The sequence below is a fragment of the Algibacter amylolyticus genome (assembly GCF_014202225.1).
Classification (GTDB): domain Bacteria; phylum Bacteroidota; class Bacteroidia; order Flavobacteriales; family Flavobacteriaceae; genus Algibacter_B; species Algibacter_B amylolyticus.
Window position 1 is genome coordinate 204531 of the sequence record NZ_JACHGE010000002.1, and the last position, 24104, is coordinate 228634.

The window sequence follows — 24104 nt, forward strand, 5'->3', positions numbered from 1 at the left end:
TAAGATTTGATTAGTGAAATATACTTATTTATTTTCAATCCAAAGCCTTGCATTAACAAAAGCTTCTAACCAAGGAGTTACCTCGTCTTTTCTACCTTCTGGATAATTGGCCCAGTTCCATTGGAATGTTGAGCGCTCAATATGTGGCATGGTTACTAAATGTCTACCAGTTTTATCAGAAAGCATTGCTGTGTTAAAGTCTGAACCATTGGGGTTATTAGGGTAACCTTCGTAACCGTATTTAGCAACGATATTATATTGGTCTTCTGTGTAGGGTAAGTTAAATTTTCCTTCGCCATGCGAAATCCAAACTCCTAAAGTAGTTCCTGCAAGCGTTGATAGCATTACAGAGTTATTCTCTTGTATTTTAACTGAAGTAAACGAGCTTTCATGTTTATGAGAATCGTTATGAACCATTTTTCCGTGAACCTCGTGTTCTGGATTAATTTCTTCTAACTCCATAAATAGTTGGCAGCCATTACAAATCCCTACCGATAGGGTGTCTTCTCTTTTAAAGAAGTTTTTAATAGCTTTATTAGCTTTTTCGTTATATTTAATGGCGCCTGCCCATCCTTTTGCAGATCCTAAAACATCTGAGTTAGAAAACCCACCAACGGCACCTAAAAACTGAATATCCTCTAGGGTTTCGCGACCAGAAATTAAATCGGTCATGTGAACATCTTTTACATCAAAACCAGCTAAATACATGGCATTTGCCATTTCGCGTTCTGAGTTAGACCCTTTTTCACGAAGAATAGCTGCTTTTGGTCGCTTGCCTTTTAAAACAGGTAGTTTCCCTGTAAATTGTTTAGGGAATGTATATTCAAGGGGTTGTTTTTTATAATTATCATAACGATCTTGAGCTAAACCGTTAGCGGTTTGTTTCTGGTCTAATAAGAAAGACGTTTTGTACCAAACATCTCTGTTATGAGTGATATCGAAACTGAAATTATCGTCGTTATTTTTAATGGTTAACGTACCAGAATTATTTACATGTCCTAGGTTGAAAAACTCAATGTTGTTATCTGTAAGTATACTTTCAATTGAAGTATCGGCTTGAAAAACAAGTCCGGAGTTTTCAGCAAATAACACTTTTATAGAATCTTCTTCATTTAATTTAGAAAGGTCTAAATCTGCTCCTAAATTAACATCAGCAAAACAAAGTTCTAATAACGTAGTAATTAATCCACCAGAAGCAACATCGTGTCCTGCTGCAATTTTATCGCTAACAATTAAAGATTGCACTGTGTTAAATACAGTTTTAACATAAGCTGCATCTTTTACATTTGGCGCATCGTTACCAATGGTATTTAGGACTTGGTTAAATGAACTACCACCTAATTTAAAATCGTCTTGAGAAATATTTATATAATACACATTTCCGCCGTTTTCTTTAAAAACAGGCTCGACAACTTTGGTGATATCATTACAGTTAGCTCCAGCCGAAATAATAACAGTACCGGGAGAAATAACATCGCCATCAGGATATTTTTGCTTCATAGAAAGCGAATCCTTTCCCGTTGGAACGTTAATTCCTAGATCTATAGAAAACTCTGAAACAGCTTTTACCGCTTCGTATAAACGAGCATCTTCACCTTCGTTTTTACAAGGCCACATCCAGTTAGCCGATAATGAAACCGCATTTAAGCCGTCTTTTAACGGTGCCCAAACTAAGTTGGTTAAGGCTTCGGTAATTGAGTTTCTACTTCCTGCAACCGGATTAATTAATCCTGAAATAGGCGAGTGCCCAATTGAAGTTGCAACACCTTCTTTACCTTTAAAATCTAGAGCCATAACCCCTACGTTATTTAAAGGAATTTGTAAAGGACCAACACATTGTTGTTTGGCAACTTTACCACCAACACAACGGTCTACTTTATTTGTTAACCAATCTTTACAAGCTACCGCTTCGAGCTGTAATACTTGCTCTAGATAGATTTGTAAATTTTTAGTTTTGTATCGTGGGTTTTTATATTTTCTAGAAACCGTTTTATCGGTCATAATGGTTTTGGGAGAGCTTCCAAACATATCTTCCATAGCTAAATCCATAGGTTTGTTGCCTTTGGTTTTAGATTGAAATGTAAAACGGTTATCGCCTGTAACATCACCAACGGTGTACATTGGAGAACGTTCACGTTCTGCTATTTTGTTTAATGTTTCTATATGTTTTTCAGCAATCACTAAGCCCATACGTTCTTGTGATTCATTACCTATAATTTCCTTATCTGATAGGGTAGGGTCGCCAACAGGCAAAGCATCTAAATCTATTTTTCCACCGGTATCTTCAACTAATTCCGATAGGCAATTTAAATGGCCACCAGCACCATGATCGTGAATAGAAACAATAAAGTTTTCATCGCTTTCTACCATACCACGAACGGCATTACCAGCTCGTTTTTGCATTTCTGGGTTAGAACGTTGTACCGCGTTTAGCTCGATGCCAGATGCAAAAGCACCAGTATCTGCCGATGATACGGCTGCACCACCCATTCCAATTCTATAATTTTCGCCACCAAGAATAACGATTTTATCGCCTTCTTTAGGTGTGTCTTTTAAGGCTTGTTCTGCTTTACCGTAACCAATACCACCGGCTTGCATTATCACTTTGTCGAAACCTAAGCGTCTTGCAGGAGCATCACTTGAAGAGGTGTTTTCGTTATGCTCAAAAGTTAAAACAGATCCCGTAATTAATGGTTGTCCAAATTTGTTTCCAAAATCTGAAGCACCATTTGAAGCTTTTATTAAAATATCCATTGGAGTTTGGTATAACCATTTTCTGGCTTCAAACTTTTGTTCCCAAGGTCTGTTTTCTTCAAGTCTAGAATACGATGTCATGTAAACCGCTGTTCCTGCCAAAGGTAAAGAGCCTTTACCACCAGCAAGTCTATCTCTAATTTCTCCACCAGCACCAGTTGCAGCACCATTAAAAGGCTCAACCGTTGTAGGGAAGTTATGCGTTTCTGCTTTAAGTGAAATAACAGAATCGAAGGGTTTTGTAGTATAGTAATCTGGAACATCGGCACGTTTAGGTGCAAATTGCTCCACTTTAGGGCCTTTTACAAAAGCCACATTATCTTTATACGCCGATACAATATCATTGGGGTGAGCTTCTGAGGTTTGTCTAATCATTTTAAAAAGAGACACTGGCTTTTCTTCGCCATCAATTACAAACGTTCCGTTGAAAATTTTATGACGACAATGCTCAGAATTCACCTGTGAAAACCCAAATACTTCAGAGTCTGTTAACGGACGTCCAATTTTCTTTGCAACCCCTTCTAAATATTCTACTTCTTCATCACTAAGTGATAAGCCTTCTTGTTGGTTATAAGCGGCAATATCTGCAATGTCAAGTATCGGTTCTGGTTTTATATCTATGGTGAAAGATTCTTGGTTTAATCCATTAAATTTCTCAGAAATCATTGGGTCAAAATCAGAAAAATCAAGATCTGAAGCTTGAAACTCTTCAATTCTAATAATATCCGATATTCCCATGTTTTGGGTTATCTCAACCGCATTTGTACTCCAAGGTGTTATCATGGCAGCGCGTGGGCCAACAAAAAAAGCATCTAAGGATGCTTGTTCTATTTTTGGCTGGTTGCCAAATAGCCATTCCAATTTAGAAATGGTTTCTGTTGATAATTCTTTTGTTGTTTGAACAGCAAATACTTTACTGGTTATGTTTCCAAAGAAATGAATCATTATATATTGATTTGTATGTGTTTAAAGAAAGCGCAAATTTAGGTCTTTTAAATAGAATATTTACAAAAAAAGTAATTACAATATGAAGAGTTATCCACGCTTTATTAAACAAAAATAAGACGACTCAATTCGAGTCGCCTTTTTTGCAAAGTTTGGTGTTAAAAGTTTATTGTTTTATAAACTAAAGTTTAATCTAGCAAATACATAAGTACCGTCAGAGCCCATTTGAACAGAATCTGCAAGACCTCCTTGGTCTGTCCATCCATCAAATTGCGGTGATGGGTATGTGTTAAATAAATTGTTAGCCCCTAAGCTAAATTTTAATTTATCAGATATTTCATATCCTAAACTAAGATCTACTACTAACGCAGCTTCATAAATATCTGTTGCAACAGGGAAAAGCGCATCGGCTTCTGCTTGCGTTGTAGCCGGAGAATCTACCCATTGGAAATCTTGAAGGGTTACTTCGCTAAATTGAGTTAACGTTGCAGATGCATTAAATTTGTTACAAGAGTACCCTAAGTTTAAGCCAAATTTATAATCTGGAGCTGCTGCTTTAAGATAGGCTTGAGAAAACGGACCAAAAAATGTAAACTCATTTAAATCGCCATTATTAATGCTTTTAATTTTTAAGTCGTTAAAATTACCTATTAGGGCTGTTTTAATCTTTCCGTTATCTCCCACATTAAAATCGTAACCTAAAACAATGTCAAGCCCATTTGTTTTTGTGTCTACACCGTTTGCGAAAAACTGGGCAGCATCTACATTTAGAGGGCCTAAAATAGCTTGGTCTGTAAAGTTATCGGTTAAAATAATACGATCGTCAACATTAATAGAGTAAGCATCAATAGTTGCAGAAAAACCTCCGTTTTTATAAGTGAACCCTATACTTGTGTTAAATGCTTTTTCTTCACTTAATTGTCCTATACCAAAGGCTTTTGTAACTGTACTATTATTAGCAGATAATAAAGAAGGAACAGAGGTTCCTGCTACAATATTTGTGAATTTTAAATTATAGTACAGTTGTGCAAGTGATGGTGCTCTAAATCCTGTAGAGATAGAACCTCTAAGGGAAAAATAATCATTAAGTTTTAATCGAGTTGCTAGTTTTCCATTAAAGGTGTTTCCAAAATCGCTGTAGTTTTCAAATCGAACTGCTCCTGCAACCATAAAAGCTTCGCTTACATTAAGCTCGGTGTCGAAATAAATTCCGTAATTCGTTCTGCTTCTATCTACGGCGTTATCTGGACTGTATCCTGGAAAACCTTGAGAGCCTCCAGGTAATTCGTCTCCATTACCATCCGTAGCTACTGTCTGAACCGCAGGATTTGTAATAATTACACCATTATCATCATAAAGGCCATACGATGCTTCTTCGCCAGAAAAAATACCAAAATTCTCTGTTCTATATTCAAAACCAAAAGCTAAGCTTAAGCCTGAGGCTACATCATCTAAATATTTATTAAAATCAATACCTGTTGTGTTTTGAGAAAGATAGTGTCCACCGGCATCAAAATCTGTTGGTGACGAATCTTGCATAGAGGCATTATTACTATCCTTTATGTAGTAGTGAAAATTATTTTTTCCAAAGGTGTTATTAAAATCTAAGTTCCAACCATTTTCCATTTCGTGCCTTACACCAACCGATACAGAAACATCGGTAATGTTCGATGTAATTCTAGGGGTAAATCCATTAGGGTATAAACTTGGTACGGCTCTATTATCGCCATCATCAAAACTATCACGAGAAAACGCATAAGCATCGGTATCTCTATAGTTTCTACCACCAAAGGCATAAATTTCTGTGTTATCGTTAATAGGTAAAGATGAGTTAGCCATAAAGTTAAAACCATCAACACCAGCACTACCATAACCTTTTCTCCAAGAAAAGCCTGGTCTTAGTGTATTTTGTCTTGATAAAAATTCAGTAGTAAAATTTATATATCCACCTGCATCATTTAAAGGTACACCGTAATTCGCATCAATTTTTACTGTGGTTCCATCCCAACTTCTGTCTTCGCCATCTAATCTATTTTTGCCTTCAACGTTATAAAGTGTTTCTCCGGTAGCTTCTTCCCAACCATCTCCAATTGCTGTACTATATGCGCCGTAAGTGATTCCGCCAGTAAAACCGTCTGTATTATCTTTTAAAACAATATTAATTACACCTGCAATAGCATCAGATCCGTATTGTGCTGATGCGCCATCTCTTAAAACCTCAATGCGTTTAATAGCATTGGCAGGAATAGCGTTTAAATCTGTACCAGAATTACCACGACCTCTAGTACCAAATACGTTTACTAAACTCGATTGGTGTCTTCGTTTTCCATTAATTAAAACTAAAGTTTGATCGGGCCCTAAGCCACGTAATGATGCAGGTACAATATGATCGGCTCCATCGGAACCCGATTGCTTACTCGCATTAAACGAGGGTGCAGCGTATTGTAATATTTCGTTAACTTCAACCTTACCGGTTGTTGTTGCAATTTCCGAAACATTTACAACATCTACAGGTACCGCAGTATCGGTAGCTGTTCTTTTAGGGCTACGAGATCCAACTAAAATAACTTCGTCTAAGCTAACGCCTTCTTCTAAGGTGACATTTATTATGGATTGGTTCTTTACAGAAATAACGTTGGTATTGTATCCAACATAGCTAAACGTTAAAGTATTAGCCGATTTAAGCGTTATTTTATAGTTTCCATCGAAATCTGAAGTTGTTCCGTTGGTTGTTCCTGTTTCCGTAATGTTAACTCCTGGTAGTGGAATGCCGGAAGCATCTTTAACCGTACCGCTTACCTGTTTTTGGGCAAATGTTACCGAAGTACAAAATAGAAATAGATAAAAATAAATTGCTTTCATATTTAATAATTTTAAGTTAGTAGCTACTAATATAATTAAAACCTTATTGGATGTTTATGTTTTGTTTATAATTTTTAGTGATTTTTCAATAAAACACGAAAATCACTTAATAATAACCAGTGTTATTCCGTTAGATAAAATTATAAATTACTACTAATTAACTATATATTTGCATTTGCAAAATAAGTTGTCCGGTTACAGAGGCAATTCATTTTAAAAAAAATAAGTTGTAAAAGGGTTTTCGATATTTCGGAAATAAAAAATATATTTTAGATGAAAGCAGGTATTGTAGGATTACCAAACGTAGGGAAGTCAACCTTATTTAATTGTTTATCAAATGCAAAAGCACAAAGTGCAAACTTTCCGTTTTGTACTATCGAGCCTAATATTGGAGTGGTTAATGTACCAGATCCACGTTTAGAGAAGCTGGAATCTTTGGTTAATCCAGAGCGCGTATTACCTGCTACAGTAGAGATTGTAGATATTGCTGGTTTGGTTAAAGGCGCTAGTAAAGGGGAAGGTTTAGGTAATCAGTTTTTAGCAAATATTCGCGAAACAGATGCTATTCTTCATGTTTTGCGTTGTTTTGATAATGATAATATTGTACATGTCGATGGAAATGTAAATCCTATTAGAGATAAGGAAACTATCGATATGGAGTTACAACTTAAAGATTTAGAAACTGCCGAAAAGAAGCTAGATAAAGTTAAGCGTGCAGCTAAAACAGGAAATAAAGAGGCTCAAAAAGAAGAGGCTGTTTTATTAAAAATAAAGGAAAATCTGGAAGCAGGAATATCGGTAAGAGCTTTAGAGTTTTCTGAGGAAGATTATGAAGAATACGTTAAACCGTCTCAATTTATTACAGATAAACCAGTAATGTATGTTTGTAATGTAGATGAAGGCGCAGCGGTTTCTGGAAACGATTACGTAGAGCAGGTAAAGGAAGCTGTTAAGGATGAAAATGCAGAAGTTTTAGTTTTAGCCGTTGGAACAGAGGCAGATATAAATGAATTGGATGATTATGAAGAACGCCAAATGTTTCTTCAAGATATAGGTTTGGATGAACCTGGAGCGGCCAAATTAATTCGTTCGGCATATAAATTACTAAACCAACAAACGTATTTTACAGCAGGTGTAAAAGAGGTAAGAGCTTGGACTGTAGCGGTTGGAGCAACGGGGCCACAGGCAGCTGGTGTTATCCATACCGATTTTGAAAAAGGATTTATACGTGCCGAGGTTATTGCTTATGAAGATTATGTTGCCTATGGGAGCGAAGCTAAAGTAAAAGAGGCAGGAAAAATGCGTGTTGAAGGTAAAAATTACATTGTAAAGGATGGCGATATTATGCATTTCTTATTCAATGTATAAACGTTAATTTGGTACTATGTGACTTTTGGTATACTTTTGGGTCCAATGTATTGGATGCCCCAAGCTATCCATAAACCTATATTTTAGAACCTATGACGTTAATTAAAGTTGAAACGCAAATTAATGCAGATATAAAAACCTGTTTTGATTTGGCTAGAGATGTCGACTTTTACCAACAATCTTTAAAACATTCAAAGGAAATTGCAATTTCAGGAAAAACTACTGGTTTAGTAGATTTAGATGATATTGTAATTTGGGAAACTAGTCATCTTGGTTACGTTCAGCACCTTACATTAAAAATTGTAGATTTTCAATCGCCAAAAATATTTGTTGACGAGCTCGTTAATGGAAGTTTTAAGGCTTATAGACATGAGCATATTTTTGAAGAGGAGAACGATAAAACCATCATGATAGATAAGTTTTACTACGAACTCCCTTATGGTGTTTTTGGTAAGTTTTTAGATTGGATTTATGTAAAAGGATATATGACCAAGCTATTAAAAACTAGAAATCTAATACTTCGTGCTAAAGCAGAAAAGGTAATAGTCACATAAGTAATAGTTTTTTAAATTATTTTAAAACCTTTTGTTTTTATGCTTTAAACAAAAGCTTTTTTCTATATTTCCTATTCACTGTTGGGCATCGTAATTCTATCTTTAGGGTTAGTGTTGTTAAAAAACGCCAACTTACTTTCGTTTCATGCAAACATCAAAACAATTTTGGTACGGAATAGGTTTAGGGGTTTTAGGAATTGTATTGTTTTCCTCCAAAGCTGTTATGGTAAAATTGGCCTATAACTATAAGGTCGATTCTATTAGTATATTGCTTTTACGTATGCTGTTTTCCTTTCCTTTTTACTTAGTAATTGCCTACTGGCATAGAAACCAAAAAGTAAAAGCTAATCCCAATCAAAAAGATTATTTATGGTTGGTGTTTTTCGGTTTTGTTGGGTATTATTTAGCGAGCTATTTCGATTTTGTTGGGCTTACATATATCAAGGCGAGTTTAGAGCGTATTATATTGTTTTTGTATCCAACCATAGTCTTGTTGTTAAATAAGTTGTTTTTAAAACAACCTATTTCTAAAATTCAAGGTCTTGCCATTGGGTTAACGTATTTAGGGATTGTTATTGCATTTTCAAACGAAGTTTCAATTACAGGAATAGATACCTATTTAGGAGGTTTCTATATTTTGTTAAGCGCCATTACGTATGCCTCATATTTAGTTGGAAGCGGATGGTTAATTCCTAAATTTGGTGTTATTAAATTTACGGCTTATGCTATGCTTGTTTCCTGTGTTTGCGTGTTTATTCATTACGGTTTTATTAGGGAGTTAAATCTTTTAGGTTTTTCATGGCAAGTATATGTTTTAGGGGCTTTAATAGCGGTTTTTGCAACTGTAATTCCATCGTTTTTAGTGTCCGCATCTATAAAAATGATTAGTTCATCAAATTTTGCAATTGTAGCAGGTGTAGGGCCTATTTCTACTATAATTTTAGCAGGTGTTTTTTTAAACGAAGTGCTAACTTGGGTTCAGTTATTTGGAGCTTTGGTGGTTATAATTGGTATTTTGTTAGTGTCCTTAAATAAAACATCAAATACTTAAAGTTCGTTCTTAACAACAATAATTATTTATTGTTAATTAATTTGTAGTCTTCCTGTTTTATTTTTTAAATGGTTGTACTATATTAGCACACCTCACCAATTTTTCTAATTTAGAGCATGGCAGAAGAAACCAAATATACCGAAGACAATATTCGTTCACTAGACTGGAAAGAGCATATTCGTATGCGTCCAGGAATGTATATTGGAAAATTAGGTGATGGCTCTTCTCCAGATGATGGTATTTATATTTTACTTAAAGAGGTTCTAGATAACTCTATTGATGAGTTTGTAATGGGCGCTGGTAAAACCATTGAAATTTCAATACAAGGAAGTAAAGTTATTGTTCGCGATTACGGTCGTGGTATTCCGTTGGGTAAAGTTGTCGATGTGGTTTCGAAAATGAATACGGGAGGAAAGTACGATTCCAAAGCCTTTAAAAAGTCGGTTGGTTTAAATGGGGTTGGTACAAAAGCTGTAAATGCATTATCATCCTATTTTAGAGTAGAATCTTCTAGAGATGGTAAAAGTGCATCTGCAGATTTTGAACAAGGAAATCTTATAGAAAAAGAGCTATTAGAAGAAACAAGTAGAAGAAAGGGAACTAAAGTTTCTTTTATTCCTGATGAAATCATCTTTAAAAAATATAAGTATCGTAGTGAGTATGTTGTAAAAATGCTCAAAAACTATGTGTATTTAAATCCTGGATTAACCATTGTTTTTAATGGTGAAAAATATTTTAGTGAAAACGGCTTAAAAGATTTATTAGCTGAAAAAATAGCAGATACAGATTTACTATACCCAATTATTCATTTACGCGGTGATGATATTGAAGTCGCTTTAACGCATAGTAAAACGCAATATAGCGAGGAATATAATAGTTTTGTTAACGGACAAAACACAACACAAGGGGGAACGCACCTTACAGCATTTAGAGAGGCCTTAGTAAAAACCATTCGTGAGTTTTACGGTAAGACTTATGATGCTTCAGATATTCGTAAATCTGTTGTAAGTGCCATAGCTATAAAAGTTATGGAACCTGTTTTTGAAAGTCAGACTAAAACCAAGTTAGGTTCTACAGACATGGGTGGCGATTTGCCAACGGTAAGAACCTATATAAATGATTTTTTAAAAACCAAGCTAGATAATTATTTACATAAAAACACTGATACTGCCGAGAAAATTCAACGTAAAATTCTGCAGGCAGAACGCGAGCGTAAGGAATTATCTGGTATAAGAAAGTTAGCAAAAGACAGAGCAAAAAAAGCAAGTTTACATAATAAAAAATTACGCGATTGTCGTGTGCATTTTGGGGATACTAAAAACGCACGTAATTTAGAATCTACGCTATTTATTACCGAGGGAGATTCGGCATCTGGTAGTATAACAAAATCTCGTGATGTAAATACACAAGCGGTTTTTAGTTTAAAAGGAAAGCCATTAAACTGTTACGGGCTAACTAAAAAAATAGTTTACGAAAACGAAGAGTTTAATCTTTTACAAGCAGCCTTAAATATAGAGGAATCGCTTGAGGATTTAAGATATAACAATGTGGTAATCGCAACCGATGCCGATGTAGATGGTATGCACATTCGTTTATTATTAATTACGTTTTTCTTACAGTTTTTCCCCGAAGTAATTAAAGAAGGGCACTTGTATATTTTACAAACCCCTTTATTTAGGGTTAGAAATAAAAAGGAAACCATTTATTGTTATTCTGAAGAAGAACGACGAGATGCTATTGAGAAGTTAAAACCAAAACCAGAAATAACACGTTTTAAAGGTTTAGGTGAAATATCGCCAGATGAGTTTAAGCATTTTATAGGTGAAGATATTCGATTAGATCCTATTATGTTAGATGATAATATGTCTATCGAAGATTTGTTATCATTTTATATGGGTAAAAATACACCAACACGTCAAGAATTTATTATTGATAATTTAAAGGTGGAACTAGATATTATAGAAGATTAATATTTCTGAGAAGTCAGGAATCTCTATATTAAAAAGGAAAAAATATAGTATGTATTTAAGCTTAGTAAATAATTAAATAAATATTTAAAACTAGAGGTGAAAAATGAAACTTTGGTAAGTTTACTAATGATAAAGAAACTAACTAAGTTTTATATATTGGAATTCTAGATAATATTAAATAAAGAAAAAAAGAACATAAATTAAAAAGATTTCTGCCTGTGCAGGAATAAGTAGTATGACAGAAGACCAAAACGACGATTTAACTAACGATAAAAATGAGCCTCAAGAAACCATTACCAGAGTCACTGGTATGTATAAAGATTGGTTTTTAGATTATGCCTCGTATGTTATATTGGAGCGTGCAGTACCAGCAATAGAAGATGGGTTTAAACCCGTACAACGCCGTATCATGCATTCCATGAAAGATCTTGATGATGGACGCTACAATAAAGTAGCTAACATTGTTGGTCATACCATGCAATATCACCCACATGGCGATGCAAGTATTGCAGATGCTATGGTACAAATTGGTCAGAAAGATTTATTAATTGATACCCAAGGAAACTGGGGTAATATCTTAACTGGAGACCGCGCTGCAGCCTCTCGTTATATAGAAGCTAGAATTTCTAAGTTTGGCTTAGATGTTGTTTTTAATCCTAAAATAACCGAATGGCAAGCCAGTTACGATGGTCGTCGTAAAGAGCCCGTAAATTTGCCAGTTATGTTTCCATTACTTTTAGCGCAAGGTGGCGAAGGTATTGCGGTAGGACTTTCAACAAAAATATTACCACACAATTTTATAGAACTTATTGATGCTTCAATAAAGCATTTACAAGGAAAGCGTTTTACTTTATTACCAGATTTCCCTACAGCAGGAATAGCCGATTTTTCTAATTATAACGATGGTTTAAGAGGAGGTAAAGTGCGTGTGCGATCTAAAATTTCGCAATTAGATAAAAATACTTTAGTTATTACCGAGTTGCCTTTTGGAACCACAACAAGTTCGCTTATTGATTCTATTCTAAAAGCGAATGAAAAAGGCAAAATTAAAGTTAAAAAGATTGAAGATAATACGGCTGCCGAAGTTGAGATTTTAGTGCATCTACCTTCCGGATTATCACCAGATAAAACTATTGACGCCCTTTATGCATTTACAAGTTGCGAGTCGTCTATTTCGCCATTAGGTTGTGTTATTGAAGATAATAAACCATTATTTGTTGGTGTTACAGAAATGTTACGTCGCTCAACAGATAATACCGTTCAGCTTTTAAAACAAGAGCTTGAAATAAGGTTAGGTGAGTTTGAAGAACAATGGCATTTCGCGTCTTTAGAACGTATTTTTATTGAAAATAGAATTTATCGTGATATTGAGGAAGAAGAAACTTGGGATGGTGTTATTTCGGCTATCGATAATGGTCTGAAGCCACATATAAAACATTTAAAACGTGCCGTAACTATCGAAGATATAGCACGTTTAACAGAAATTCGAATAAAACGTATTTCTAAATTTGATATTGATAAAGCGCAACAGAAAATTGATGCTTTAGAGGATCAAATCGCTGAGGTAAAACATCATTTAGCGCATTTAATTGATTATGCTATTGCGTACTTTACTAGACTTAAAAAAGAGTATGGCGAAGGGCGCGAGCGTAAAACAGAAATTAGAACTTTTGATGATGTTGATGCTACAAAAGTAATTATTAGAAACACGAAGCTTTATGTAAATAGGGAAGAAGGTTTTATAGGAACGTCTTTAAGACGCGACGAATATGTTGGCGATTGTAGTGATATAGATGATATTATTGTTTTTACCAAAGCCGGTAAAATGATGGTTACTAAAGTCGATACAAAAACATTTATTGGTAAGGATATTATTCATGTTGCTATCTTTAAAAAGAAAGATAAACGTACCATATATAATATGATTTATAAGGATGGTGCCAAAGGCCCATCATATATAAAACGATTTGCTGTTACAAGCGTAACACGCGATAGGGAATACGATTTAACCAATGGAAACAAAGGTTCCGTTTGTTTATATTTTTCAGCAAACCCAAATGGCGAGGCGGAAGTGGTGTCTATCAACCTAAGACAAGCAGGTAGTATTAAGAAGTTGAAATGGGATCTAGATTTTTCAGATATACTTATTAAAGGACGTGCTTCAAAAGGAAATGTAGTTACCAAATATCCTATTAAACGTGTTGAGTTAAAGGAAAAAGGCGTTTCAACATTGAAACCAAGAAAAATTTGGTTTGATGATACCGTTCAACGCTTAAATGTAGATGGTAGAGGCGAACTGATAGGGGAATTTAGAGGTGAAGATAAATTATTAATTATCAACCAATCTGGTGTAATTAAAACCGTTACTCCAGAGGTTACTATGCATTTTGATGACGATATGATTGTCATGGAAAAATGGGAGCCTAAAAAACCAATATCTGCTATTTATTTTAATGGTGAAAAAGAACTTTATTACGTTAAACGTTTTTTAATAGAGCAAGAAGGTAAAGAAGAGTCTTTTATTTCTGAGCATCCTAATTCGCAACTAGAAATAGTATCTACAGATTGGAAACCTATGGCAGAAATTGTATTTGCTAAAGAGCGTGGTAAGGAGCGTAAAGAAAACTTAGAAATTAATCTTGAAGAGTTTATAGATATTAAGGGACTTACAGCTCAAGGTAATCAATTAACAAAAGATAAGGTGAATCAAATTAATATTTTAGATCCATTACCTTACGAGTCCAATGAAGCGGTTCACGCAGATGACTTAGAAGTTGTAGATGAACAAGAAATGTCTAAATCGAACGGAAGTAATCAAGATCAAGACAGAGCGGCAGATAAACCAAACTCTAGTGAGGATGAGGATGAGGATAAGGATAAGGATGGCGAAGGACAAACTACTTTGTTCTAAATAAAAGTGTTTAAACTTCGCTAAAATCGACTTATTACGTTCGTTTTAGCTGTTTTTGTATTTTTCTAATAGCCGATTCAATTGATTTTTCTGGTTCTATAATGTTGTATGATCCCCAAAATTCGGGATCTGAGAAACCTGAGGTTTTATCACTCAAAATAGTGTTTGGGCGTATTAATGTAGTTCGTGTCTTGGCTAGTTTAGTGTTATAAATTTCCCAATCTGTCACTGCCATTTCACTATTTAAAGTATAGACACTATTAAATAGTTTGCCTTTCCAGTTTACCTTAAAGGTTAAAGCTATATTACTGTATGCATAATGCCATTTGCCGTTTGTTGTTCTGTAATTTACACGATATGTGGCTTGCGTTGGGTAAACATCAACTTTTTTCGGTTTTTTCCTAACAAACATATTACTAGACAACTCTCTGTTTGAAATATTTAGGCTGTAAACCGCATTGGTTAACGCTAGGGTTTCAGCGTCGATATATAATTTACCGTAGTATAATGGAATGCTTATATTTTGGTTTTGCTTAAAATTTATAACAAAAATGTCTCTTCCATTTATAATTGTAGAATTATCAAAGCTAAAGGCATACATGGGTATATCATTGGTTGTAAAAATGAATTCCGGGTATTTAATAATATCGGTATATAGATTACTAAACGGACCACCTTGTAGTTTTAAAGCTAAAGTGTCTAGCTTAGAATAATCGGTGTTTTTTCTAGCTTTTATTAACTCAATATGGTCGTTCTTAATATTGTTATACGGTTGTTTATGAATTTTAACAACCGCTTCAGATAAGGATGCGTTTTTTCTACGTTTTTTAATGGTTTCCCTGTAAAAGGCCGTCATAACAGTGTTTTTGTTATTATATAGACTGCTTTTCTTTTTTAGCGTTTCTATGACTACATCTCGGGGATTTTTAGTAGTTGTGGTAATATTAATGGTGTTTAATGTGGTAAGGGCAGGAGTTAATTTAATTTTGGTATTAAACTTAATGTCGCTAACCTTTAATTCTCTTTTTTCATAACCTAAATGAGAAATAGATACGGTTTCTTTTAAAAGTGTAGTTGGTATTTTTAAAAGAAATTCACCGTCATTATTAGTAACCGTACTTATGTTGGAGTTGGTTATAATAATGTCGGTGAAAGTTAATGGTGTATTGCTATCGGCATCAACTATTTTTCCTTTTAATTCTTCAAATGTATCCGGATTTTGAGCTATAATGCCTGTGCTGCTAAAGAATAATAGAACAGTTATATAGACAATCGTATAATATGTTATGTTTTTCATGACTATATTTTGTGTTTAATTCATCTATTAAAATACAAAATATATCTGTAATTATCTAAAAATCAATCGATTTGTTTTATTCATAGGCATTGTTTGCACAGTTGTCGGTTAATGTTTTCATAAATGCAATAATAGATTTTACTTCTTTTTCAGATAGGTCTAAATGATCAAAAGGCAAAGTTTGGTGTGCAAGGTCAAATCCTAGTCCGCCTCCGCCGCCTTGGTTGTAAAACTCCATAACTTCTTCTAAAGTATTAAAAACGCCATTATGCATATAAGGCGCAGTAAGGGCTATGTTACGTATGGTTGGGGTTTTAAACATGCCTAAATGAATATCTTCTTTAAACCTCCAATAAAAGCCTAAATCGTCATCAAGCTTTTCGTTTTTATTAGTTTCTGGAACTCCAATAACCTCACGTTCTGTTTCCGTGAAAAAAGGAGGTACATTACCGTTTGTTAAAGGCATAAAGTGACAAGTAGCACATAATGCTTTTCCCATAAATAAATTGTAGCCTTGTTTTTCTTCTTCTGTATAAGTGTTTTTCTCACCTCTAATGTTTTGGTCGAATTTAGAATTTAAACCATTTAAGGTTGATATGTATGATGATATAGCTTTAATAACCGTTTTATTGCTTTTAGGAATTGAGCCGTAGGCATCTTCAAATAACTTACTATATGTAGAGTCTTTAAGAATAGCATCCGAAAATTCATGAACATTGGTATTAAACTCTTTATTGTTTTTAAAAACCATTGAAATTTGATCTAATAAGCTATTAGCTCTACCGTCCCAAAAGAAACTTTTTTGAAATGCCGAATTTATTAAAGTAGGTGTATTGCGTTGCAAGGGTTTACCTTGGTTATCTAAATTTAACGCCATACCATCGGCATAACCTTTACTAGGTATGTGGCAAGTTACACAAGCCATATTACCATTTGCAGATAGTTTAGGGTCTAAAAAAAGTTTTTTACCTAAAGCAATTTGTTTTTCGGTTGGGTTACGGTTGGTTGTTGGAGTAAAATAGTTAAGGTTAAATGTGTTATCCTCAAAAAAAGTAGGTGCATCAAAATTAAAAGGCGTTGTAGTAATTGGTTCCCAAATATTACTTGTTTTCCGAATTTCAACCCAATTTCTAGTTATAGGATTCATAAAATCTCTTGTAAACGTAAACCTATCAAAGGTGTTAAAATCGGTATTATTTTCAATGTAAGTTATTGCTTTAGCTATATGGTCTTGAAATTGAGCATCTAAATTAGCGTCTTTCGCTTTTATAATGGGCTGTATGGTGTATTTATAAACAGTATGTAATGCCTTTAATGAAATTTTACTCTCGTTTATTCCTAAATGACTTACCGGAGTGTCGAAACCAGAAATACCTAAACTCACTATCCTAAACAATTGCTGGTGTGTAGCAATAAAAAAGCGTTGTGCATTTAATTCGCGTTTGGCAATTCCTTTTTTTAGCACATGTAACATTCCTGTGGTAACATATACTTCTGCTTTAAATTCATCGGCCGATGTTGCTTTGTCGTAAATACTTTCCTCTATTTTTTGAAAACCAACAGGATTAAGTATTTTGCCATTATCCTCTTTATATACGGGAAGTGCAGGTCCGTTTGCTCTATGGCCAACTTCTGGATTTAGGTAAGACGCGTAGGGTTCTGCTTTTTTAAAAGCGGCTCTTGCTAATGTAAAATAGTGTTTCGATTTTTGTCCGTGTATGCCTTCGGCTTTTAAGCTGTCAAGATATGCAATTGATGTATTGATTTGCTCTAAGTAATAATTTTGTGCCGCCGACCAATTAGGTAGCGGAACAGTTTCTTCTTTTGCTTTGTTGCAAGAATGAAGAATGGTTATTAATGTTAGAATGCTTAAAAGTTTAATGGTGGAAGTCATGTTTTGAATAAAATTATAAATACAAAGAATCTCCATTACTAAATGGAGATTCTTTTTTATTAAATAAAAATGTAATGTTATCTAGGTAAGCCTTGTAATAATACAATTTGACCACCTTGGTTATGAGGTAAAGCAGAAGTAACAAACTCGTCGCTTTCCCAGTAGTGTGGCTGTAAGTTTAATAAAAACGTATCTGGCACACCTACTTTGTCTGAGATGTCTACTAAAGCACCAAATTCTCCTGAAAAACCTGAACTTCCTGAAGGGTCAAGATTGTTCTCAATTACCAATTCTAAAAGTACTTTTGATCCATTACCAGATAAATCTGTTTGATAAATTTGAGCTGCATGACCTCTACTAAAAGAGTTAGGGTCTTCTTGAATATAAACAAAGTTTTCTGTTACACAGATGTTGTCTGGACTTTGCAGGGCATCAAGGTTTCCGTCCATGTTGTTAGTATCCGTATTTCCACTTACAATTTGAGTTAGTTTTCCTTCTAATGGGTTGTTAGCATCTAATTCTAATTTGTAAACAGTGCCCCAATCGTTGTAAGTTCCTCTTCCAGGGCCTCTTCCTGTTACTGCAAAAAACACATTTAATGCATTGGCATCGCTACCTTTTTGGTAATCTACATCTTCAACACGCATAAATTGTGAGGCGTAAACTGCTGTACAAGCATCTTCCATTTCGTTTTTGGTCATGGCAGCACCATTAACGATTTCAACAAATTCAACGTCGTAAGTTTTTTGGAAATCAAGGCTACCTTCGTTATAAACTTTATCTGCGTCTACAGTAACTGCACCACCTGCACCATCAGAAACTTGCTTGAATCTTAAAACGTAAATTTTTCCGTTTTCTAAATCGGCATCACCATTTTCAGATAAATACATAGTAACTTGACCTTCAGATCCGCTAGAATCGTCATCTCCACCAATAATAACTGTTTTACCAGCATAGGTGTTTTTTGGTAATGGCACAGCGTTTTCCCATGAAAATTCACCTAAAGCATCTAATCCAAAATCGGCAGTAGGAGTAGGTGTTTCAATCCAAGGGTCAATACCTTTAACATCGTAAGCAATGCTTTCAGAAGCCGATAAAAAGATGTCTTTATCTCCACCATGTATCTCTTTTTCCCACATGGTACCAGAACACTGTCTTGCAAAATCTGCAACACCAGCATTTAATAACCAATCTCCTTTAATTGGGTTTAAGTTTTCATCAAAACGGATTCGAGAAACACTATAATCATCTTCCGCGTTAACTACATATATATACTCATTTCCATCTTTAAGAAATCCAGCGCCATCTTGTGCACCTATTAATCTAAAACCGTTAGAAAGTACATCGGTAGAGCTAATTAAAGAAAATGCATTTACGGTGCTAAAATCTGAACCTATGGATACTAAAGGCGCTAAGGTAGATTTGTTTTCAAACATAGTAATTGCTGGTGTAAAATCTTCACCATCGGCTCCATCTTCACCGTCGGCTCCGTCTTCGCCATCTATACCATCAATGCCGTTTTTACCGTCTTCTGGTTCGCAACTTAAAAGTGTTGTACTTGTTGAAAGAACTACTAAAAATGCTAATAGTAGTCTTAAAAAATTCTTCATAATCTTGATTGTTTTATTTGGTTAATTATATGTAGCCAAAACTATTATTACAAGGTCGTAATGGTGTTAAGCTAGCCTTGTCCTTTTATTAATTTAGGGTTATAATAAAGTTATCTAGGTTAAAATAGTATTAAGTAGAGTTGCTAATTTGTTGGAGTATGTTACCCTAATATTACCTTGTTGTAAATATGTAAAAACTCTTAACTTATTTTTTAGATTTCTAAAAATAGAATAGCCGTATATTTACATGATTTTAATGTAAAGCATGAGACAAGATTATATAGCATTTAATAAAACAGGATACTTTTCGTCGTTAATATGCGATTATTTAGATGAAAAAGCAGAATTAGAATCTTTTTACAATCGTTTTCCTAAACTCGAAAATTTTAAAGCTCAAATACAAGATAAAACGGCGTCTTTTCCAATGGAAAACAGAAAAATGCTCGTTTCTGTTTTAAAAAATCAATATAAAAGTTTAGATGCTTCAGCTGAAACTAATAGCCATATAGAGCTTTTAAATACCGCTAATACATTTACTATAACAACAGGGCATCAACTTAATTTATTTACGGGACCACTATATTTCCTGTACAAGATTGTTTCCACTATAAATTTGGCTAAAACGCTTAAGGCGGCATATCCTAATCAAGATTTTGTTCCTATTTATTGGATGGCGACCGAAGATCATGACTTTGATGAAATTAATTTTTTCAATTTTAAAGGGAAGAAATTTCAATGGAACAAAGCCATTAGTGGTGCTGTTGGAGAACTTTCAACCGAAGGTTTAGATGCTATTCTTAATATATTTTCGAAAGATTTAGGGCAAACCACAAATGCACAACATATAAAAACCTTTTTTGAAAACGCCTATTTAAAGCATGATAATCTTGCTGATGCAACACGATTTTTGGCAAATGAATTGTTTAAAGATTACGGGTTAGTAATAGTAGATGCTAATGATGCCGCATTAAAAAAGTTATTTATACCGTATGTTGAAACCGAATTGTTTAACCAAACGTCTTTTAACAAAGTTACAGAAACAAATAATAGGTTAGTAGCAGTATCAGACGCTTATAAAATACAAGTAAACCCAAGAGAAATAAATTTATTTTATTTAGAAAAGGGCATAAGAGAGCGTATTGTTTTTGAAGATGATGTATACAAAGTACTAAACACCACAATTATGTTTAGTAAAAATGCCATACAAAAAGAGCTTTTGGAGCATCCAGAAAAATTTTCGCCTAATGTTATAATGCGTCCTTTATACCAAGAGGTGATTTTACCAAACTTATGCTATATTGGTGGTGGCGGAGAGTTGGCCTATTGGATGCAGTTAAAAGATTATTTTGATGCCGTTAAGGTGCCTTTCCCGATGTTACTTTTAAGAAACTCGGTACTAATAAGAACAGAAAAGCAAGTAGAAAAGCTTGAGAAGTTAAATATTACAACCGAAAATTTATTTTTAAAGCGAGCGTCTTTAATTAATAAAAAAGTAAGAGATATTTCGAATATCGATATAGATTTTTCGCCTCAAAAAACACATTTAGAAGATCAGTTTAAAGCGCTATATGAATTAGCAGAACAAACCGATAAATCTTTTTTAGGCGCTGTAAAAGCGCAAGAGTTGAAACAGTTAAAAGGTCTTGATAATCTAGAAAAGCGCTTGTTGAAAGCACAAAAAAGAAAACTGTCTGATGAGGTAGCACGCATGACAGCCATAAAAAACGAATTATTTCCTAACGAAAGTTTGCAAGAACGAAACGCCAATTTTTCGGAGTTTTATTTAGAGTATGGCGAGCAACTAATTCCTAATCTAATTGAAAACTTAGAGCCTTTAAAAGGTGAGTTTTTAATTTTAAACTTGTAAAAGCATGCATAAAATAGATATTGAATTAGTAGAAATGACTATGGATGTCATGAAGTACACCATTGATAGGATTTCTTCTACTAATCCTAAAATAGGCAAGCCCAAAAAGGCAGAAGAGTTAAAGGCGTTGGTGGGCGAAACGATTACTAAAGACGGTATTGGAGGAGAAGTTGCGTTTAAAAAGTGGCGAAAGCATTTAATGAAAGCTAATGTGCCGGTAGATCATCCGCGAAATTTGGCATTTGTGCCTGCAGCTCCAACACGGGCAGCTATTATGTTCGATTTGGTAACTTCTGCATCCAGCATTCATGGTGCCTATTGGATGGAAGGCGCTGGCGGTATTTTTTGCGAAAACGAAGCCATGAAATGGATTGTATCCTTAACAGGTTTACCAGAAGGAGCTTTTGGAGTGTTTACAAGCGGCGGAACAGCGGCTAATTTATCGGCAATTGTTACTGCTCGCGAACATTGGAGAGAGCACGACGCATTTAAAAGAGAAAAAGGTTTAATTATAACGTCAATTGGAGCACATTCTTCTATAAAAGCTATGGCTAAGGTAGCCGATGTGGATATTCTTTTAGTAGATACTGAAGATGTTATGTATGGCTCAGATTTACAAAAAACGATTGATGGTTTAACCGAGCAGCAACGCACGCGGTTATTTGCTGTAGTAGGAACAGGAGGCACAACTAATGCTGGTATTATTGACGATTTAGATGGTATTGCCAAAATATGCGAAAACGAAAACATTTGGTTTCATGTGGATGCTGCTTATGGTGGTGGTGCTTTGGCTGCCGATTCTGTAAGGCATTTGTTTAATGGTATTGAGCGTGCCGATAGTATAACCATAGATCCGCATAAATGGATGTTTTCTCCTTACGATTGTGGTGCTATTATTTATAAGGACCCAGAATTAGCTAAAAATGCGCACTCGCAACAGGGGTCTTATCTAGATATTTTTAAAGATGAAGGGGCGCATGGGTTTAACCCAACCGATTATCAAATACAATTAACTCGTCGTGTTAGAGGATTACCTTTATGGTTTTCGTTAGCCACACATGGCACGGATAGGTATAAAGAAGCTATAGAACGTGGTATAGAATTAGCACAAATTGCAGGCAGGTTAATTGAAGAAAACCCGAATGTAGAATTGGTAAGAGCACCTAGTTTGTCTTGTGTCTTATATAGAAGGATAGGATGGAAGCCTGAAGATTATACACATTGGACCTATGAAAATCATAAATCTGGTTTTGCCTTAGTTACACCTACCAAGTGGAAAAATGGCGATACTTTTGAAACCGTTTCGCGTTTTTGTTTTATAAACCCAGATACTACAGAAGACGATATAAAAGCTATTTTAGATTCGATGGTTTAATTAAAAATGTTATAAAAAGAAACTGTTGAAAAGTAGCCTTAAAAAAACTTGAATAGATATTTATAATTATAAAATCATTACTATTTTTGCGCATGCAACATGACAAGGTATTAATATTAGACTTCGGATCGCAATACACACAACTTATTGCTCGTCGAGTTAGAGAACTCAACATTTACTCCGAAATACATCCATTTAACAAAATTCCAACCAACATAGAAGATTACAAAGCTGTAATTCTTTCTGGTAGCCCAAACTCTGTACGCGGTGAAGATGCATTGCATCCAGACCTGTCGGAAATAAGAGGTAAAAAACCAATGCTTGCCGTATGTTATGGTGCGCAATATTTGGCTCATTTTTCGGGAGGCGAAGTAGCACCATCAAATACTAGAGAATATGGTCGTGCAAACCTATCCTTTGTTCAAAAAGGTGAAGCATTTTTATCTAATATATCTGAAGGTTCTCAAGTTTGGATGAGCCATAGCGATACGATTAAGGCTTTACCAAAGGGCGGTGTGTTATTGGCTAGTACTAGCGATGTAGAAAATGCGGCTTATAAAATTCAAGGCGAAACTACTTTTGCTATACAGTTTCACCCAGAAGTATATCACTCTACCGATGGGAAACAGTTACTTGAAAACTTTTTAGTAACTATTGCAGGTATTAATCAAGATTGGACGCCAGATTCTTTTGTAGAAGAAACAGTAGCCGCTATTCAAGATAAAGTAGGAGGCGATAAAGTGGTTTTAGGACTTTCTGGAGGTGTAGATTCTACAGTAGCAGCGGTACTTTTAAATAAAGCTATTGGTAAAAACTTATACTGCATTTTTGTAAACAATGGTTTACTTCGTAAAAATGAGTTTGAAAGTGTTTTAAAACAATACGAAGGTATGGGCCTTAATGTAAAAGGTGTCGATGCTTCTAATCGATTTTTAGATGCCTTAGCCGGAATTGAAGATCCAGAGAAAAAGCGTAAAGCTATTGGGAACTCTTTTATTGAAGTTTTTGATGACGAGGCTAATAAATTAGAAGATGTTAAGTGGTTAGCGCAAGGTACTATTTATCCAGATGTTATTGAAAGTGTTTCGGCAACTGGAGGACCATCGGCAACTATAAAGAGTCACCATAATGTTGGTGGTTTACCGGATTTTATGAAACTTAAAATTGTAGAACCTTTGCGTGCTATCTTTAAAGATGAAGTAAGACGTGTTGGCGCTACTTTAGGCATTGATCCAGAATTATTGGGTCGTCATCCGTTTCCTGGTCCTGGTTTAGGAATTCGTATTTTAGGTGATATTACTGCCGAAAAAGTACGTATGCTTCAAGAAGTTGATGCTATTTTTATAAACGGCCTTAAAGAATGGGGCTTATACGATAAGGTTTGGCAAGCAGGAGCAATGTTATTACCAGTAAACAGTGTAGGTGTAATGGGCGATGAGCGTACTTACGAAAAATGTGTCGCCTTAAGAGCTGTTGAAAGTACGGATGGTATGACTGCCGATTGGGTAAACTTACCTTACGAGTTTTTACAAAAAACATCGAACGATATAATAAATAAGGTTAAAGGCGTTAATAGAGTAGTTTACGATATTAGTAGTAAACCACCTGCAACTATTGAATGGGAGTAATTTAGTAAGCAGTTTACG

At 34.7% G+C, this 24104-nt stretch carries 13 protein-coding genes; 8 read left to right on the plus strand and 5 right to left on the minus strand.

Going from position 1 to position 24104, the window contains the following annotated elements; translation table 11 throughout:
• Nucleotides 1–24 precede the first annotated feature (24 nt).
• Both purL and HNQ90_RS05970 read right to left on the minus strand, forming a co-directional pair.
• A complete protein-coding gene (gene purL / locus HNQ90_RS05965) occupies nt 25–3699 on the minus strand; it encodes a phosphoribosylformylglycinamidine synthase (protein ID WP_144116971.1) in 3675 nt (1224 codons plus the stop codon).
• Between the two features lie 174 nt (nt 3700–3873).
• A complete protein-coding gene (locus HNQ90_RS05970) occupies nt 3874–6561 on the minus strand; it encodes a TonB-dependent receptor (protein ID WP_144116972.1) in 2688 nt (895 codons plus the stop codon).
• A gap of 273 nt (nt 6562–6834) precedes the next feature.
• On the opposite strand from HNQ90_RS05970, the gene ychF reads away from it, so the two are divergent.
• The 5 genes from ychF (at nt 6835) to HNQ90_RS05995 (ending at nt 14415) form a co-directional block, all read left to right on the plus strand.
• Nucleotides 6835–7929, plus strand: coding sequence for a redox-regulated ATPase YchF (ychF, locus tag HNQ90_RS05975; RefSeq protein WP_144116973.1), 1095 nt, complete (start codon nt 6835–6837; stop codon nt 7927–7929).
• A gap of 92 nt (nt 7930–8021) precedes the next feature.
• Nucleotides 8022–8483: an SRPBCC family protein gene (locus HNQ90_RS05980; protein ID WP_144116974.1), complete on the plus strand. Its 462-nt coding sequence runs from the start codon at nt 8022–8024 to the stop codon at nt 8481–8483.
• A 145-nt stretch (nt 8484–8628) separates the two neighbouring features.
• Nucleotides 8629–9534: a DMT family transporter gene (locus tag HNQ90_RS05985; RefSeq protein ID WP_144116975.1), complete on the plus strand. Its 906-nt coding sequence runs from the start codon at nt 8629–8631 to the stop codon at nt 9532–9534.
• 116 nt (nt 9535–9650) lie between these two features.
• Entirely contained in the window at nt 9651–11504 is a 1854-nt protein-coding gene (locus HNQ90_RS05990; protein ID WP_144116976.1) for a DNA topoisomerase IV subunit B, read from the plus strand.
• A gap of 235 nt (nt 11505–11739) precedes the next feature.
• Nucleotides 11740–14415, plus strand: a complete 2676-nt coding sequence (locus tag HNQ90_RS05995; RefSeq protein WP_144116977.1) for a DNA gyrase/topoisomerase IV subunit A — start codon at nt 11740–11742, stop codon at nt 14413–14415.
• Nucleotides 14416–14449: 34 nt separating this feature from the next.
• Here the strand turns inward: HNQ90_RS05995 and HNQ90_RS06000 are convergent, their stop codons facing one another.
• From HNQ90_RS06000 to HNQ90_RS06010, 3 genes are all read right to left on the minus strand, one after another.
• Nucleotides 14450–15712: a carboxypeptidase-like regulatory domain-containing protein gene (locus tag HNQ90_RS06000; RefSeq protein ID WP_144116978.1), complete on the minus strand. Its 1263-nt coding sequence runs from the start codon at nt 15710–15712 to the stop codon at nt 14450–14452.
• A gap of 76 nt (nt 15713–15788) precedes the next feature.
• Nucleotides 15789–17606: a cytochrome-c peroxidase gene (locus HNQ90_RS06005; RefSeq protein WP_144116979.1), complete on the minus strand. Its 1818-nt coding sequence runs from the start codon at nt 17604–17606 to the stop codon at nt 15789–15791.
• A gap of 77 nt (nt 17607–17683) precedes the next feature.
• The gene (locus HNQ90_RS06010; protein ID WP_172625891.1) at nt 17684–19216 is read right to left on the minus strand and encodes a PhoX family protein; all 1533 of its coding nucleotides are present in this window, start codon (nt 19214–19216) and stop codon (nt 17684–17686) included.
• 265 nt (nt 19217–19481) lie between these two features.
• On the opposite strand from HNQ90_RS06010, the gene bshC reads away from it, so the two are divergent.
• The 3 genes from bshC (at nt 19482) to guaA (ending at nt 24086) form a co-directional block, all read left to right on the plus strand.
• Entirely contained in the window at nt 19482–21083 is a 1602-nt protein-coding gene (gene bshC, locus HNQ90_RS06015) for a bacillithiol biosynthesis cysteine-adding enzyme BshC (RefSeq protein WP_144116980.1), read from the plus strand.
• 4 nt (nt 21084–21087) lie between these two features.
• Nucleotides 21088–22458 (plus strand): pyridoxal phosphate-dependent decarboxylase family protein, encoded by a 1371-nt coding sequence (locus tag HNQ90_RS06020; protein WP_144116981.1) that lies wholly within the window; start codon nt 21088–21090, stop codon nt 22456–22458.
• 92 nt (nt 22459–22550) lie between these two features.
• Nucleotides 22551–24086: a glutamine-hydrolyzing GMP synthase gene (guaA, locus tag HNQ90_RS06025; protein WP_144116982.1), complete on the plus strand. Its 1536-nt coding sequence runs from the start codon at nt 22551–22553 to the stop codon at nt 24084–24086.
• Nucleotides 24087–24104 lie beyond the last annotated feature (18 nt).